General features: G+C 71.0%; 11 protein-coding genes and 2 tRNA genes. 2 read left to right on the forward strand and 11 right to left on the reverse strand.

All coding sequences use genetic code 11. From position 1 onward, the window contains the following. Positions 1–454 precede the first annotated feature (454 nt). From FF096_RS19710 to FF096_RS19725, 4 genes are all read right to left on the reverse strand, one after another. Positions 455–531 (reverse strand) — tRNA-Ile (locus FF096_RS19710). Between the two features lie 35 nt (positions 532–566). Next, complete coding sequence (locus FF096_RS19715; RefSeq protein ID WP_309223617.1) at positions 567–2,264, reverse strand: insulinase family protein; 1,698 nt, start codon at positions 2,262–2,264, stop codon at positions 567–569. Next, entirely contained in the window at positions 2,261–3,211 is a 951-nt protein-coding gene (locus FF096_RS19720) for a hypothetical protein (RefSeq protein ID WP_155220664.1), read from the reverse strand. Before FF096_RS19720 ends, FF096_RS19715 begins: the two co-directional genes overlap by 4 nt. Positions 3,212–3,367: 156 nt before the next feature. Next, positions 3,368–3,440, reverse strand: a tRNA-Asn gene (locus FF096_RS19725). Between the two features lie 279 nt (positions 3,441–3,719). Here FF096_RS19725 and FF096_RS19730 point away from each other — a divergent pair. Together FF096_RS19730 and FF096_RS19735 are read left to right on the forward strand one after the other, a co-directional pair. Beyond that, positions 3,720–4,115, forward strand: a complete 396-nt coding sequence (locus FF096_RS19730) for a hypothetical protein (RefSeq protein WP_155220666.1) — start codon at positions 3,720–3,722, stop codon at positions 4,113–4,115. Positions 4,116–4,273: 158 nt separating this feature from the next. Continuing rightward, the gene (locus FF096_RS19735) at positions 4,274–5,452 is read left to right on the forward strand and encodes an ROK family transcriptional regulator (protein WP_155220668.1); all 1,179 of its coding nucleotides are present in this window, start codon (positions 4,274–4,276) and stop codon (positions 5,450–5,452) included. 114 nt (positions 5,453–5,566) lie between these two features. Here FF096_RS19735 and FF096_RS19740 read toward each other — a convergent pair whose 3' ends face one another. The 7 genes from FF096_RS19740 to FF096_RS19770 all read right to left on the reverse strand — a co-directional run bounded on the left by FF096_RS19740 (position 5,567) and on the right by FF096_RS19770 (position 14,019). Next, the gene (locus FF096_RS19740; RefSeq protein WP_155220670.1) at positions 5,567–6,574 is read right to left on the reverse strand and encodes a sugar phosphate isomerase/epimerase; all 1,008 of its coding nucleotides are present in this window, start codon (positions 6,572–6,574) and stop codon (positions 5,567–5,569) included. Positions 6,575–6,821: 247 nt separating this feature from the next. Then, positions 6,822–8,540 carry a ThuA domain-containing protein gene (locus tag FF096_RS19745; RefSeq protein WP_155220672.1) on the reverse strand — a complete coding sequence of 573 codons (1,719 nt, stop codon included), beginning with the start codon at positions 8,538–8,540 and terminating at the stop codon, positions 6,822–6,824. Positions 8,541–8,831: 291 nt separating this feature from the next. Then, positions 8,832–9,899 (reverse strand): polyprenyl synthetase family protein, encoded by a 1,068-nt coding sequence (locus FF096_RS19750; RefSeq protein ID WP_309223618.1) that lies wholly within the window; start codon positions 9,897–9,899, stop codon positions 8,832–8,834. After that, complete coding sequence (locus FF096_RS19755) at positions 9,896–11,284, reverse strand: alkaline phosphatase family protein (protein ID WP_155220674.1); 1,389 nt, start codon at positions 11,282–11,284, stop codon at positions 9,896–9,898. The genes FF096_RS19750 and FF096_RS19755 overlap by 4 nt, the downstream gene beginning before the upstream one ends. A 58-nt stretch (positions 11,285–11,342) precedes the next feature. After that, entirely contained in the window at positions 11,343–12,551 is a 1,209-nt protein-coding gene (gene eboE / locus FF096_RS19760; protein WP_155220676.1) for a metabolite traffic protein EboE, read from the reverse strand. Next, positions 12,551–13,402: a TatD family hydrolase gene (locus tag FF096_RS19765; protein WP_155220679.1), complete on the reverse strand. Its 852-nt coding sequence runs from the start codon at positions 13,400–13,402 to the stop codon at positions 12,551–12,553. The genes eboE and FF096_RS19765 overlap by 1 nt, the downstream gene beginning before the upstream one ends. Further along, positions 13,402–14,019 carry an EboA domain-containing protein gene (locus tag FF096_RS19770; protein WP_155220680.1) on the reverse strand — a complete coding sequence of 206 codons (618 nt, stop codon included), beginning with the start codon at positions 14,017–14,019 and terminating at the stop codon, positions 13,402–13,404. Before FF096_RS19770 ends, FF096_RS19765 begins: the two co-directional genes overlap by 1 nt. Positions 14,020–14,044: the final 25 nt, after the last annotated feature.

The following is a 14,044-nucleotide window of genomic DNA, read 5'->3' on the forward strand; positions in this document are numbered from 1 at the left end:
CCCGTGGTCAACCGGCACACCGACAAGCCCGCCGCACCTTCAACCGGACCTGACCAACCTCATCTCAAACACGCACTCACCGCCTTCGAACGAGGCAACCTCGACGACGAAGACCCCGAGATCCAAGCCCGGCTGACGAACCTGCGCAAGCAATCCAAGCAACTGCGAGCGGACAAGGCCCGCCTCGAATTCGACCTTGATCAGCCACCCGTCGGGCCAACGGCTGAGGACCTAGCGACGATCAGAAGTCAGATCGCGGAGATCATCACTACCGGCGGACACAAGGCGAAGAAGGCTCTCTTCGAGGCCCTGATCGAGGAAATCGAGATCTTGGCTGAAGACAGCGTCGTCCCCCGCTTCCGCATCCCGACCGCCACAAACGATCAAGGGCCAGCCCTAGAGCTAGCCCTAGATCAACAATCCACCGACGGTACGGTTCGCGTACCGCCACATCTGGTGGGGCGGGCGGGACTCGAACCCGCGACCGAGGGATTATGAGTCCCCTGCTCTAACCGGCTGAGCTACCGCCCCGGCACCGGGCCGGATCTTATCCCGACGGCCTCTCCTTACCGGCGTCGCCCTCGCGTGAGCAGCACGACGGGCAACGCGAGAATAACAGTGAGCAGCCATCCGACCACGACCGCACCCCACAGTACGGCGACGTCCTCCTCGGCGGTGGGCTCGATCAACAGGCCGATGGTGAGCAGCAGGGTGAACCCGCCCACCACCAGCGCGGCGAGGCCGCTGATCGTGATCAGCAGGGTCTCCCACCCGGGCCGCTTCGGCCGGTTCAGATGCTCGTGGGCCTGGCGTACGGCACCCGACTGCGGGATCTCCTCCGGGCTGCGGGGCGGCAGCATGATCTGCCGGTCGGCCGGTACCCCACTGTCGATGACGTTCGTCGCCGCCGGGCGGAGGTCGAACAGGGTCGGTTCGATGTGCAGCACGAGCGCGTCGTGGCCGATGAGCTGTCTCGCGCCGTCCGGCCAGGCGAGCATCGCCGCACAGTCGGCGTAGGTGACGGTGAGGATGCTGTTGGGACGGACGAGGCTGACGCCTTCGGTGCCGACGAGCAGGCGGCTGTTGTCGTCACGGGCGTGGTAGGTGGTGCCCGACACGGACGACTGGGACGAGGTCGGTGCGGCCGTGAAGCCGGCCCAGTCGGCGCGGGTCCCCTCCGGCACCATCAGCAGTGCCGAGGCGTACGTCTCGTGGGCGACCTCGTGCAGGTCGGCGAGGGTGACCGCCTTCAGCAGCGCGAGGTGCTCGTCGATGGTGTGGTTCGGTTCGCCGGTGAGCAGGTTGAGGGCGTACGCGGGCAGCCGGGCGGCGTCGGCCTCGGCGGTGGAGTAGACGTCGATCCGCTTGGCCACCGCGGCGTCGAGGTCGCTCTGCTCGATTCGGCCCACCCGTAGTTTGGCCAGCACGTCGATGAAGCCGCCGAGTACGGCGTCCTGCTTCTCGGCCAGCGCGTCGGCGAGGGCCCTCAGGTGTGCCTGCCCGTCGCCGCGCGGTTCGTACCCGCTGCTGATGGTGTACGAGAGGCCGGCGTCCTGCCGCAACGCCCGGAACAGTTCGCGTTCCAGCACCTCGGCGAAGATGCCCGCGGCGGTCCGTCGTCGCACCACCGCGTCGAGGATCACCGCACGGGAGCCGTGCACGAAGTACGCCGGGGTGGTCGGCAGTGCCGACGAGGCGGTGGGTACGGGCTGGCGGGTGCCGGTGGGCAACTCCAGCCGCAGTCCTTCGGGCACCCGGTCACCGGCGATCCAGAGCACCGCGTTCTCCCGGGTGAACCAGCGGGCGGCCCACTGGCGCAGGTCCTCGGCGGTGAGCCTGGCGAGCCCCCACTCCGGGTAGCTGCTGAGGCCGTGGTCACGGGCGCCGTGACGCCACAACGGGATGTCGTCGATGGCGGCGCTTCCCCGGCTGCTCCACTCGGTGCGCAGGATGTCCTTCTCCACCTCCAACCGGCCGGTCGGCAGGTCGGTGAGGTTGGCGCAGACGGAGGTGATGAAGGTGGCGATGTCCGGCGCCGAGCCTTGCATGTGGAAGGTGGTGAAGGTGGGCCCGGTAGCGCCGTTGAAGTGGTAGTCGGCGCTGCCCAACGGGGCGAGGACGAGGTGTTCGAGCAGGTGGGTGATGCCGTGGCGGGCCAACGTCTCGTCGGCGGTGCCGACCCGGAAGGTCAGCCCGGCGCGCATCGGGCCGCCGGTGGGTGCGAGCAGGGTCGGCACCCCGTCGGTTTCCAGGTGTTGGATCACGGCCGGCCGCCCTTCGCGTACGCCTTCTTGCGGAACCGCTGGAACTCCTCCGCCGGGTCGCCGAAGTAGCCGAACATCGACTCGGCGCCGAGGTCGCCGAGGGCGGCGAACTGTTGTGCCGCCGACGTCCACTCGTGCATGAGGCAGAAGGCGAGGGCGAAGGTGCTGCGGACCTCGACCCAGCCCCAGTCGTGGCGGAACTCGCGGTGCCACACGGAGCGCTGCGCCGCGTCGTGGATCGCGCTGCGCACCTGCGGGGTGCGCAGGAATGCCCGCCCGGCGGCCAGGCTGTCGTGGTCGAATGCCTGTTCCAGGTGCGCTTCGACGATGAGGACGGCGTTGGGCGCGCCGGCGGGTGCCGCGTCGGCGCATTCCCACGCGAAGGCGTACGCCTTCTCCCAGCTGCCGCTCCACTTCGGGCAGAGCTGCTGCAACAGGGAGCTCTGCGCCGGCAGGTGGTGCGGGTGCCCGGCGGCGAGCCGATCGTAGCGGCGGCGGGCCTCGGACTGGCCGAGTTCCAGGCCGCGGGCGCTGGTGACGCGCTGGGTCCAGGCCGCCGCGTCCTGCGGGTGGCGGGCGGTGGCCTCGATGAGGATCTGCTCGGCCCGGCGCAGGTGGTCGAAGAACTGGACGAACTGCTCCCGGCTGACGTCCTGCGCCCGGCTGCCCGTCCGGATCCGCCATCCGGCGATGATCAGGTGTGCTCCCAGCATGGCGGCGGCCACCGGGTCGTCCGGTTGCTCGGCGAACGCCTTGGGCAGGAACGCCTCGGCGTGGGGTGCGCCGCCGATCTCGCTGACGAGGGTCGTGCGACCGTGGGCGTCCTGGTCCTCGACGAGGGTGCGCAACGCCGGCCAGTCACCGGCGGCCAGCGCGCCACGGGCGGCGGCCACCTGAGGGTACGCGGCCGCAGCGTCGAGGACCGGCGGCGCGGGGGGTGCGGGCATGGCGAGGATCATAAGTGATCATCACTTGCCCGGTGGCCCCGATTTCCGCCCGTCCGCGGCGTGCGCGCGGCTGCCGGGTGCGGGCTGGTCGGCACGTTCGAGGGGACAAACGGCTGACGCCCACCGGTCGTGCCGGTGGGCGTCGTGGTGAGGAAGCTCCCCCGTTTGGACTCGAACCAAAAACCTGCCGGTTAACAGCCGGCTGCTCTGCCAATTGAGCTACGGGGGACTGCAACAACGCCCGGAGCGGATCGCTCCGCACCGCGCGCCGGGCACAAGAGTACAGGACTCCGGGGGGTGTTGGTCCAGGGGGTTCGTGGGTCGTCCATCGGGCGCTTTGCGGGCGGTTGACCGGACAAATCGTCATCCTGGCACAAGGAGGTATGAGCGGAGAGCAGGATGGGTAGTTAGCTGCCGACGACAGGACGCAGGCGCGAATCGGTCAGTCCCGCCGCCCCGGGCTTCGGGGAGCGGGACCGACGGCGCGTCAGGTACGAGAGGAGCCGCCATGCGCGGAAAGATCATGTTCCTTGGCGGGCTGGCTGCAGGGTTCGTCCTGGGCGCCCGTGCCGGCCGGGAGAAGTACGAGGAGTTGGTGGTCCGGGGCCGCAAGGTGCTCGATCACCCGACCGTCCAGGAGGCGGCCGGGGTCGCGCAGGCCCAGGCGAACCGTCTCTACCACGAGGGCAAGGACAAGCTCGGCAACTCCAAGCTGGGCGAGAAGCTGCACGCCAACGGCAATGGCAATGGCAAGGAGAAGCTCACCCCCGCCGACGACACGTTCGCCGGCACGCCGGCCACCGCTGGCAGCAAGTCGGGTTCCGGTTCGTCGAGTTCCGCTTCGACGTCGGCCACCCCCCGCACCAAGCCGTCCGGCTCCGGAGCCAACGGCAGCACGGTCTGAGCAACCCGGACGGGCCCGGCCACGCACTGATGGCCGGGCCCGTCCGTGCGTCCGCCGGTGGGCGGGCGGGCACCGTCAGCAGGTGTTGACAGCTCCGGCTTCGGCCGGCCACCGGTCTGAAACACCGCCGTGGAAGACTCCGCACGGAGGTGATGGCGATGGCCCTGGTTCGGCCGGAGAATCCGCAGCAGGCAAGGCTGGTGCGGCTGCTGCGGGACGAGGGTGCCCGTTCCCGGGTCGAACTGGGCGATCTGCTGGGTCTGTCCCGGACGGCCCTGACCACCGAACTGAACCGTCTCGTCGCCCGAGGGCTGGTCGAGACCGCCGGCCCGGCGGCCTCCCGAGGCGGGCGGCGTTCGTCGTTGCTCCGCCTCTCCGCCGGGGTGCGTTTCGCGGGTGTGGTGGTGGCCCCCGACCGGTTCACGGTCGCGATCACCGATGGCGAGTTGAACGTGCTGGCCGAGATGACCGAGGCCGCCGACGTACGCGACGGACCGGAGCCGATGATCGGCCGTGCCGTGGAACTGGTCGGCAAGCTTCGCGCCGAGCTGGGCGTCACCGAGCTCACCGGGGTCGGGGTCGCCCTTCCCGGGCCGGTCGACGGCGGCACCTCGACCGCACCGGCCGTGCTGCCCCGGTGGCAGCGTTTCCCGGTCCGGGACGCGTTCGCCGCCGAACTGGGCTGTCCGGTGTTGGTCGACAACGACGCGAACGTGCTCGCTCTGGGTGAGCGGCACGCCGGCATCGGTCGTACCGTCGAGGACTTCCTCTATCTGAAGCTCGGCACGTCGATCGGCTGCGGGCTGGTGCTCGGCGGATCGCTCTACCGGGGCGCGACCAGCAGCGCCGGTGACATCGCGCACCTGCCGCTGGGCGAGGACGGGCCGCCCTGTGTCTGCGGGGAGACCGGCTGTCTGGAGGCGTACTGCGGGGACGCCGGGTTGGTCCGGGCGGCGCTGGCGGTCGCCCGGTCGGGCCGCTCCCCCGTGCTGGCCGCACGGCTGGCCGAGGCGGGCAGCCTGACCGTCGCGGACGTGGTGTCGGCCGCCGCCGTGGGTGACCCGGCCACCCAGGTGCTGGTCCGGGAGGCCGCCCGCCGCCTCGGTCGGGTGCTGGTCGGCCTGGTCAGCTTCTTCAACCCGGGGATCGTGGTGATCGGCGGGGCACCCGAGGGGCTGGGGCACATCCTGCTCTCGGAGATCCGGGGCGTGGTCTACCGGCGGTCGGCGCCGCTGGCCACCGGCACCATGCCGATCGTCCTGTCCGATCTGGCGGACCGGGCCGCTCTGGTGGGCGCGGCCCGCCTGGCCAGCGAACACGTCTTCACCGCCGGCTGACCGGGCGGTTCGCGGGCCGGATTCCGGCGGTCGAGGCGCAGCTGCGGCAGGGGCCGGGTGAGGTGACAGGCTGCCGGGGGTCGGCTGGCGGCCGACCCCCGGCAGGCCGTGCGTTCAGTCCTTGCTGCTGAACGCCGCGTCGAAGGCGGCGGACGGTGCGTCGAAGGCGAGCCGACGGACGAACTGGAGCGCCTCGGGGGCCCCGACCAGGCGGTCCATCCCGGCGTCCTCCCACTCGACGGAGATCGGCCCGGAGTAGCCGATGGCGTTCAGCGCCCGGAAGCAGTCCTCCCAGGGCACGTCGCCGTGGCCGGTCGAGACGAAGTCCCAGCCCCGGCGCAGGTCCGCCCAGGGCAGGTGGGAGGCCAGTCGGCCACGACGACCGTCGCCGGTACGGACCTTGGCGTCCTTGCAGTCGACGTGGTAGATCCGGTCGGCGAAGTCGAAGATGAAGTTCACCGGGTCGAGTTCCTGCCAGACGAAGTGCGACGGGTCCCAGTTCAGCCCGAACGCGGGCCGGTGCCCGATCGCCTCCAGGGTGCGCTTCGTCGTCCAGTAGTCGTAGGCGATCTCGCTGGGGTGCACCTCGTGGGCGAAGCGCACCCCGACCTCGTCGAAGACGTCGAGGATCGGGTTCCACCGATCGGCGAAGTCCTGGTAGCCGCGCTCGATCATCTCGGGCGGCACCGGCGGGAACATCGCCAAGGTGTGCCAGATCGACGAGCCGGTGAAACCGACGACGGTGTCGACGCCGAGCTTCGCCGCCGCGCGGGCGGTGTCCTTGATCTCCTCGGCGGCCCGCTGGCGTACCCCTTCCGGCTCGCCGTCGCCCCAGATCCGGGCGGGCAGGATGCCCTGGTGCCGCTCGTCGATCGGGTGGTCGCAGACCGCCTGACCGACCAGGTGGTTGGAGATGGTGAAGACCTTCAGGTTGTGCTTGGCGAGCGTCTCCCGCTTGCGTTCGACGTACGACTCGTCGGCCAGGGCCTTGTCGACCTCGAAGTGGTCGCCCCAACAGGCGATCTCCAGACCGTCGTAGCCCCACTCGGCGGCGAGCCGGCACACCTCGTCGAACGGAAGGTCGGCCCATTGGCCGGTGAACAGCGTGATCGGTCGCGCCATGTGTCCTTTTCCCCTGTCGTGTGGGGGATTCCGTTACCTGCGGGACCGGGGCGAGGGATGACCGGATGTGGGCAGCCCGACGATGTGCCGGTGGGCGCGGTAGCGCCTGGGGTCGACGGGTTGCGCCTCCCGTCGACTCACCGGCCACCTCGCGGTCGCCGTCTTTCACTTTAGGCGGGCGACCGGCGGTAGGAAAGAGCCCCGGTGCGACGGGTGACCGTCGCACCGGGGCGGTCCCGCTGGTCGGCTACGGCAGGACCCAGCGCTGGTTGGCGTTGGTGTGGCAGGTCCACAGGTGCACGATCTGCCCGTCGGCGGAGCTGTTGTTCGACACGTCGAGGCACTTGCCCGAGTTCGGGTTACGCAACGTGCCGTTCGACTGCGCCGACCACACCTGCGCAGCACCACCGTGACAGGTCCACAACTGGATCTTCGTGCCATCGGCCGAGCCGGCACCGTTGACGTCCAGGCACTTGCCCAACGCCCGGATCGTCGAGTTCGGCGTCACTGTCCAGGTCTGCGCCGCGCCGCCGTGGCAGGACCAGATCTGGATCTGCGTGCCATCCGCCGACGAGCCGTTACGCACGTCCAGGCACTTGCCGCCCAGGCCGGTGATCCGCCCGGTCCGGTCGCCGGTCGGCGGCGGGTTCGTGCCACCCAACTCCTTGATCCGGATGTTGCGGAACGACACGTCGTCGCCGGTGCCGTGGTTCTGGATGCCGATGTGCCCGGCGAGCGACCGGACCGGGTCGGTGTTCGTGAAGTCGTTGATCTTCACCCCGTTCAGGAAGACCTGGAGACGCTCCCCCTCCACCAGCAGCTCGTAGGTGTTCCACTCCCCCGCCGGGTTCAGCGCGGCGTCCCGGGCGGCGAGGTTCGCGGCCTGGAAGCCGTAGATCGCGCCGGTGGTCCGGTCGGCGGCGTCGGTGGGGTCGATCTGCACCTCGTAGCCGTTGTTCATGGCGGAGTTCGGGTCGTTCGACGGTGGGAAGCCGACGAAGACGCCGGAGTTGTCGTCCCCGGCCAGCCGCCAGTCCAGTTTGAGCGAGTAGTTGGTGAACTGCTTGGCGCTGTACCAGAACAGTCCCATGCCACCGACCGAGGTCAGGGTGGCGTCGGAGTTGGTGAAGCTGCCCGGCCCGGCCTGGGACCAGCCGTTGGTGGATCCGTTGTAGAGGGTGGTGTAGCCGGTCTCCGGTCGGCAGTCGGCGTTGGTGCGACCAGCCGCGTACCGGATGCCGCCGAGCAGGTGCGCCCGGAAGGCCGGGTCGGCGTACGACGCCTGGGTGTGCCCAGCGCCGGTGTAGAAGGACCGACCGCCGTTGTACGTCTTGCACCAGGCGATCGGATGGTCGCCACCCATCGCCCCGCCGGAGTACGTCGACTCGTTGAGGTTCGCCAGCACCCGTGCGCTGGCGCGGGGGTTGCTCTGGAAGTCGTACCACTCGTCGGTGCGTACCCAGTTCTGCGGCAGGTGGGCGGTGGCCGCGTGGGCCCGGTCCTCCACCCGGACGGTGGCCTGCTGGACGGCCGGATGGGAGCGGAAGTACGCCCCGACCAGGTTGCCGTAGAAGGACCAGCCGTACTCGGTGTCGGCGGCGGCGTGCACGCCGACGTAGCCGCCGCCGGAGCCGATGTACGACTCGAAGGCAGCCTGCTGGCTGGAGTTGAGCACGTCTCCGGTGGTGTTGAGGAAGACCACTGCCCCGTACTGCGAGAGGTTGCCGGTGGTGAAGGCGGCGGCGTCCTCGGTGGCGGTGACCGTGAAGCTGTTCGCCGCGCCCAGGTCACGGATGGTCTGGGTGCCCACCGCGATGGAGTCGTGCCGGAAACCGGCCGTCTTGGAGAAGACCAGCACGTCGTACGGGGTGTCGGCGGCGCTGGCGGGGGTGGCCGGGGTGGTGCAGGCGAGGACGGCGAAGGCGGCGGTGGCCACGCCGAGGACGGAACGGAGAAGTCTGCGCATCTCGCTCTCCCAAACGATCGTCGTGTTAGGAGGGGCCCCTTGTACAACGCTAGGCGTTAATAAGGTGCCCTTCCTTGCAGCTAGGGCGGGAGTGCTGTCCCTTCCTGACGGGAACGCCGAGGGGGATGCCGTGCCACCGGTTCGACGAAACAAGTAGGACTTGGCACAGACATTAAACGTCATACGTTGATGTGTCTATATCTTTCGCCGGTCGGATGTGGACTTTCGTCAGTTCGATCAAAAGCCCGTACGACAGGGCACCGACAGTCCAACGCCCCCGGGCGGCGGCCGTCAGTGCTCCCGGTCGACGGCCTGGGCGGCCAGCTCGATCAGGGCGGACCGGCTCTCCGGAGTCACCTCGGCGTGTTCCAGCGCCGCCAGCCCGGCCTCGGCACGGACCTGGATCATCTGCTCGATCTTCCGGCGCGCTCCGGTGCTCTCGATGATCTCGCGTAGCTCGGCCGCGCCCTCGGCGTCCAGGTCGGGGTTGCCGAACAGCTCGCGCAGCCGAGCGCTCTGCGCCCGGTCGGCGGCGTCGCGGGCCAACGCCATCATCACCGTCGGCTTGCCCTCGCGCAGATCGTCCAGCACGGACTTGCCGGTGACCGCCGGGTCACCGAAGACCCCCAGCACGTCGTCACGGAGCTGGAAGGCGTCCCCGAGCGGATCACCGAACTCGGCCAGCGCGTCCAGCAGCTCGGCCGACGCGCCCGCCAACGCCGCGCCGATCTGTAACGGTCGGGTGACCGTGTAGCGGGCGGCCTTCATCCGGATCACCGTGAGGGCACTGGCCACCGAGCCGTCGCCCACCCCCGACACCAGGTCGAGGTACTCCCCCGCGATCACCTCGGTACGCATCAGCGCGAACACGGCGTACCCCTGGTGCACCTGCTCGGGGCTCAACCCGCACTCGTGGAACATCTGGTCCGACCAGGCGGCGCAGAGGTCACCACAGAGCAGGGCGGTGTTGCGCCCGTACGCCTCGGGGTCACCCCGCCAGGACGACTGCGTGTGCAGATCGGCGAAGATCCGGTGCACCGAGGGCTCTCCCCGACGCCGGTCGCTGCCGTCCAGGATGTCGTCGTGGATCAGCGCGAAGGCGTGGAACAGCTCCAACGCGGCGGCGGCGGTCACGATCGGGGTACCGTCCGGGCCGCCCGCACCCCGCCAGCCCCAGTAGCAGAAGAGCGGTCGCAGGCGCTTGCCCCCGGCCAACACGAACCGGTGCAGCGTGGTGAAGACGCCCCGAGGCGCACCGTCCGGCCAGTCCGGGTCCTGCCGGTCGAGGAACGCGGACAGCTCGGCGTCGAAGCGGGCCCGTAAACCGGCGGAGTCGACAGCCGCCTCGGCTACCGTCACCGCCCCTCCATCCCGGCCAGCTCCAGCAGCAGCCCCTTCACCTCCGTGGCCGCTATCCGGTCCCGGGCCACCGACCCGTCGGAGCAGAGCAGCACCGGCCCGTCGGCCGGATCGGTGGGCAACCGCCCGTGTGAACCACGGACCGCCCGCGCGCCGGCATCCAGCCCGACCACGTTCATCAGGTACCGCATCCCGAGTTTCTTGCGGGCCAGCGCCAGCGCGGCACGGCGCTTCGCCGCCCCCGGCGCGGCCGGGTCGAAGAACAGCTCCGCCGGGTCGTACCCGGGCTTGCGGTGGATCTCCACCAGCCGGGCGAAGTCCGGCGCCCGCGCGTCGTCGAGCCAGTAGTAGTAGGTGAACCAGGCGTCCGGCTCGGCCACCAGCACCAGCTCACCGGCGCGCGGGTGGTTCAGCCCGTGCGCCGCCTGGCCGTCGGCGTCGAGCACCTCGGCCACCCCGGGCAGCCCGGCGCAGAGCTTCGCCACCGCCGACACGTCGGCCGGGTCACGCACGTACACGTGGGCGACCTGGTGGTCGGCGACGGCGAAGGCCCGGGAGGTCCACGGGTCGAGATACTCCATGCCCGCCTGGGTGTACACCCGCAGCAGCCCCTCGGCGCGCAGCATCCGGTTGACGTCCACCGGCCGGGACACCTCGGTGATGCCGTACTCGGAGAGCACCACCACCGTCGCGTCGCGGGCCTGCGCGGCGTCCAGCAGCGGCGCGAGCACGCCGTCCAACTCCGCCGCCGCCGCGGCGGAGCGGGATGCGGACGGGCCGAAACGTTGCAGGTCGTAGTCCAGGTGCGGGACGTAGACCAGGGTCAGATCGGGTGAGAACTCGGCGAGGATCTGCTCGGCCGCCCGGCAGATCCAACGCGACGACGGCAGACCCGCACCCGGCCCCCAGTAGGTGAAGAGGGGAAAGGTGCCGAGCCGGTCGGTGAGCGCGTCGTGCAGCTCCGGCGGGTCGGTGTAGCAGTCCGGCTCCTTGCGCCCGTCGGCGTGGTAGACCGGTCGCGGGGTGACGGTCCAGTCGACGTCCGCGCCCATCGCGTACCACCAGCAGACGTTGGCCACCGTGTAGTCCGGCCGCACCCGCCGGGCCGCCTGCCAGAGCTTCTCCCCGCCGACCAACGCGTTGTGCTGCCGCCAGAGCAGCACCTCGCCGAGGTCCCGGAAGTACCACCCGTTGCCGACGATGCCGTGCTCGGCCGGCAACGCGCCGGTGAGGAAGGTCGACTGCACCGAGCAGGTCACCGCCGGCAGCACGGTGCCCAGCTCGGCGCGGAACCCGGCCTCGGCGACCGCGCGCAGCCGGGGCATGTGTGTCAGCAACCGGGGGGTCAGCCCCACCACGTCGAGCACCACCAGCTGTCGCTTCATGTTCACACTCCCCTGGTCCACGGCTGCGGGGCTCGTCGGGCCGACTCGCTCCTCGCGCTCACCGGGTCGCCGCCGGCACGGTCGGGGTCAGCCCGAGGGCGACCAGTTCGTCGCGGGCGAAGGCCAGCTCGGCGGCGATCCCGGCAGCCAGCTCCGCGTCGGTGCGCGGGCGTCGCGCCACCGGCAGCACCCCCCAGGTGTACGTCTCGACGTCGAGGTGGTCGCAGCCGGCGTCGGCACCGGCGAAGAGCGCGGCCAACGCGGTGCGCAACACCGGCACGGTCGAGCGCAGCGGTGGTTCGGGCGGGGCGTGCAGCGGCACGTGGTAGTGCACCCGCCACGGTCCGGGGAGTGCGGCGTCGAGGGCGGCGTCGAGGTCGTCGGCCGCCCAGCCCGGGTCCGCCGGGTCGGTCACCTCCGGCCCGGCACTCGGTGCGGCGCACCCGGCGGCCCGGGTCTGGTGCAGGAAACGCGGCTCGACCCAGCGACGCAGCGCGGCGGCGTCACCTGCCGGGTCGGCGGCCTCCAGCGCGGCGGACACCTGCACCTTGACCACCGGTAGCCCGGCGGCGGCCAGCCGGTCCAGGGCCACGGCCGGTTCTTCCCAGGCGCAGGCGAGGTGGGCCAGGTCCAGGCAGATCCCCAGCCGCTCGGTGTCCATCCCGGACAACGCGGCGACCGCCTGCGGGGTGCTCTCCACCACGCACCCGGGTTCCGGTTCGAAGCCGACCCGCACCGGCCGTCCGGTGTCCCGCTCGACGGTGGCGAGCCCGGTCGCGAGCTGGTCGAGGCGGCGTCGGGCGGCGTCGGCCCGAGCGCTGTCCCAGGGCGCGCGCCAGGCCAGCGGCAGGGTGGAGACCGAGCCACGGACCGCGTCGTCGGGCAGCAGGTCGGCCAGGACCCCGGCCAGGTCGAGGGTGTAACGGAGACGGTCGTCGGTGGTCCAGTCCGGGTGGTACACCGCCTGCTTGACCACGGGCGCCTGGAAGGCCGCGTACGGGAAGCCGTTGAGGGTGACCACCTCCAGTCCGCGTACGGTCAGCTCGGCGCGCAACCGGCGACGGGCGGACGGGTCGGCGGCCAACGCGGCGGCGACCGGGGCGGCCAACCACAGACCCAGCCCGAGTCGGTCGACGCCGAGCGTCTCGCGGACCGGCACCGCGTAGGTGTCCAGTTGGGCGACGATGCCGGCGAGGTCCTCGGCGGGGTGCACGTTCGTGCAGTACCCCAGGTGGACGGTGCTCCCCCCGGCGTGCCGCAGGCGCATCAGCTGCCGCCGCGCAGGATCGAGTTGCCGGCGAAGGTCTGCTCGGCGAGGTCGTCGTCGGTCAGGTCGAGCCGGCCGGACTGCCCGTAGAACTCGACCGGGTTACGCCAGAGCACCCGGTCGACGTCGTCGTCGGTGAAGCCGGCGAGCAGCATCGCCTCGCCGGTGGCCCGGGTCAGCAGCGGATCGGAGCGTCCCCAGTCGGCGGCCGAGTTGACCAGCACCCGTTCGGTTCCGTACGCCTTGAGCAGCTCGACCATCCGCGGTGGCGACATCTTGGTGTCCGGGTAGATGGAGAAACCGAGCCAGCAGCCGGTGTCGCGGACCAGTTCCACGGTCATCTCGTTGAGGTGGTCGAGCACCACCCGACCCGGATCGATGCCGGACTCGGCGACCACGGCCAGGCTGCGCTGGACGCCCCGGGCCTTGTCCCGGTGCGGGGTGTGCACCATCGCCGGCAGGTCGTGCGCCACCGCCAGGGCGAGTTGAGCCGCGAAGACGTCGTCCTCCTCCGGTGTCATCGAGTCGTACCCGATCTCGCCGACCGCCACCACGCCGTCCTTCTCCAGGTAACGGGGCAGCTCGTCGAGGACCGATCGGCACCGGGGGTCGTTGGCCTCCTTCGGGTTCAACGCGATCGTGGCGTGATGGCGGATCCCGAACTGCCCGGCGCGGAAGGGTTCCCACCCGACCAGCGAGTCGAAGTAGTCGGTGAACGAGCCCACGTTCGTGCGCGGCTGGCCCAGCCAGAACGCCGGTTCCACCACCGCCCGGACGCCGGCGGCGGCCATCCGCTCGTAGTCGTCGGTGGTGCGCGACGTCATGTGGATGTGCGGGTCGAAGATCCGCATCACACCTCCCTGGGCTGGAGCTGGCCGGCGGCGGTGAGCCGATCCAGCAGTTCGGTGGCGTCTGCGGGCATGGCCCGGCCTGCGGCGCGGCGTTCGTCGGCCAGCGCGGCGAGCATCGTGCCCAGTTCCGCGTCCGCGCGGTCGTCGAGGTCGGCCACCGCGGCCAGCGGCACGCCGACGAAGACACACTTGAGCACCGCCTGCCGCCAGGCCGACGGGTCGAGGTGCCGGGCGTACGGGCCGAGAGCCGCGGCGACCAGCCGGGTGTCGTTGGTGCGGATCGCGTCGAGCAGCAGCGGCACCCCGGCCGCGCCGATCGGCAGCAACGGCAACGCCTTGAGCACGGCCCGTTTCTCGGCGGCGTCCCCGGTGCGGTAGAGCGTCTCGACCTGCCCGACGTGGTCGGTGCGGAGGCTGGCCAGCATCAGCGCTCGGGCCGCCTCGTCGGCGCTCCAACCGGGCAGGTCGGGCAGATCGTGTCGGCCGCAGCGGCGCCGGGCGGCCGGGAAGTAGCGCGCGATGGCGGTGGGGTCGGCCGCGATGCGGTCGAGCGCCGTCGCCAACCAGTCCGGATCGGGTACGCCCCGCAGGGCGGCCCGCAGCTTCTCCACTGTCATCGCGTCTCCTTCCTCCTCCGCCGCC

Origin of the sequence: Micromonospora sp. CP22, from assembly GCF_009712475.1 — a bacterium.
In the GTDB taxonomy this organism is placed as follows: domain Bacteria; phylum Actinomycetota; class Actinomycetes; order Mycobacteriales; family Micromonosporaceae; genus Micromonospora.

Bases quoted from the DNA above. Each gene is read 5' to 3' on its own strand.
- FF096_RS19720 (WP_155220664.1), bottom strand. From the start codon at position 3,211: ATGCCCGCACCCCCCGCGCCGCCGGTCCTCGACGCTGCGGCCGCGTAC.
- FF096_RS19730 (WP_155220666.1), top strand. From the start codon at position 3,720: ATGCGCGGAAAGATCATGTTCCTTGGCGGGCTGGCTGCAGGGTTCGTC.
- FF096_RS19735 (WP_155220668.1), top strand. From the start codon at position 4,274: ATGGCCCTGGTTCGGCCGGAGAATCCGCAGCAGGCAAGGCTGGTGCGG.
- FF096_RS19740 (WP_155220670.1), bottom strand. From the start codon at position 6,574: ATGGCGCGACCGATCACGCTGTTCACCGGCCAATGGGCCGACCTTCCG.
- FF096_RS19745 (WP_155220672.1), bottom strand. From the start codon at position 8,540: ATGCGCAGACTTCTCCGTTCCGTCCTCGGCGTGGCCACCGCCGCCTTC.
- FF096_RS19755 (WP_155220674.1), bottom strand. From the start codon at position 11,284: ATGAAGCGACAGCTGGTGGTGCTCGACGTGGTGGGGCTGACCCCCCGG.
- eboE (WP_155220676.1), bottom strand. From the start codon at position 12,551: ATGCGCCTGCGGCACGCCGGGGGGAGCACCGTCCACCTGGGGTACTGC.
- FF096_RS19765 (WP_155220679.1), bottom strand. From the start codon at position 13,402: ATGCGGATCTTCGACCCGCACATCCACATGACGTCGCGCACCACCGAC.
- FF096_RS19770 (WP_155220680.1), bottom strand. From the start codon at position 14,019: ATGACAGTGGAGAAGCTGCGGGCCGCCCTGCGGGGCGTACCCGATCCG.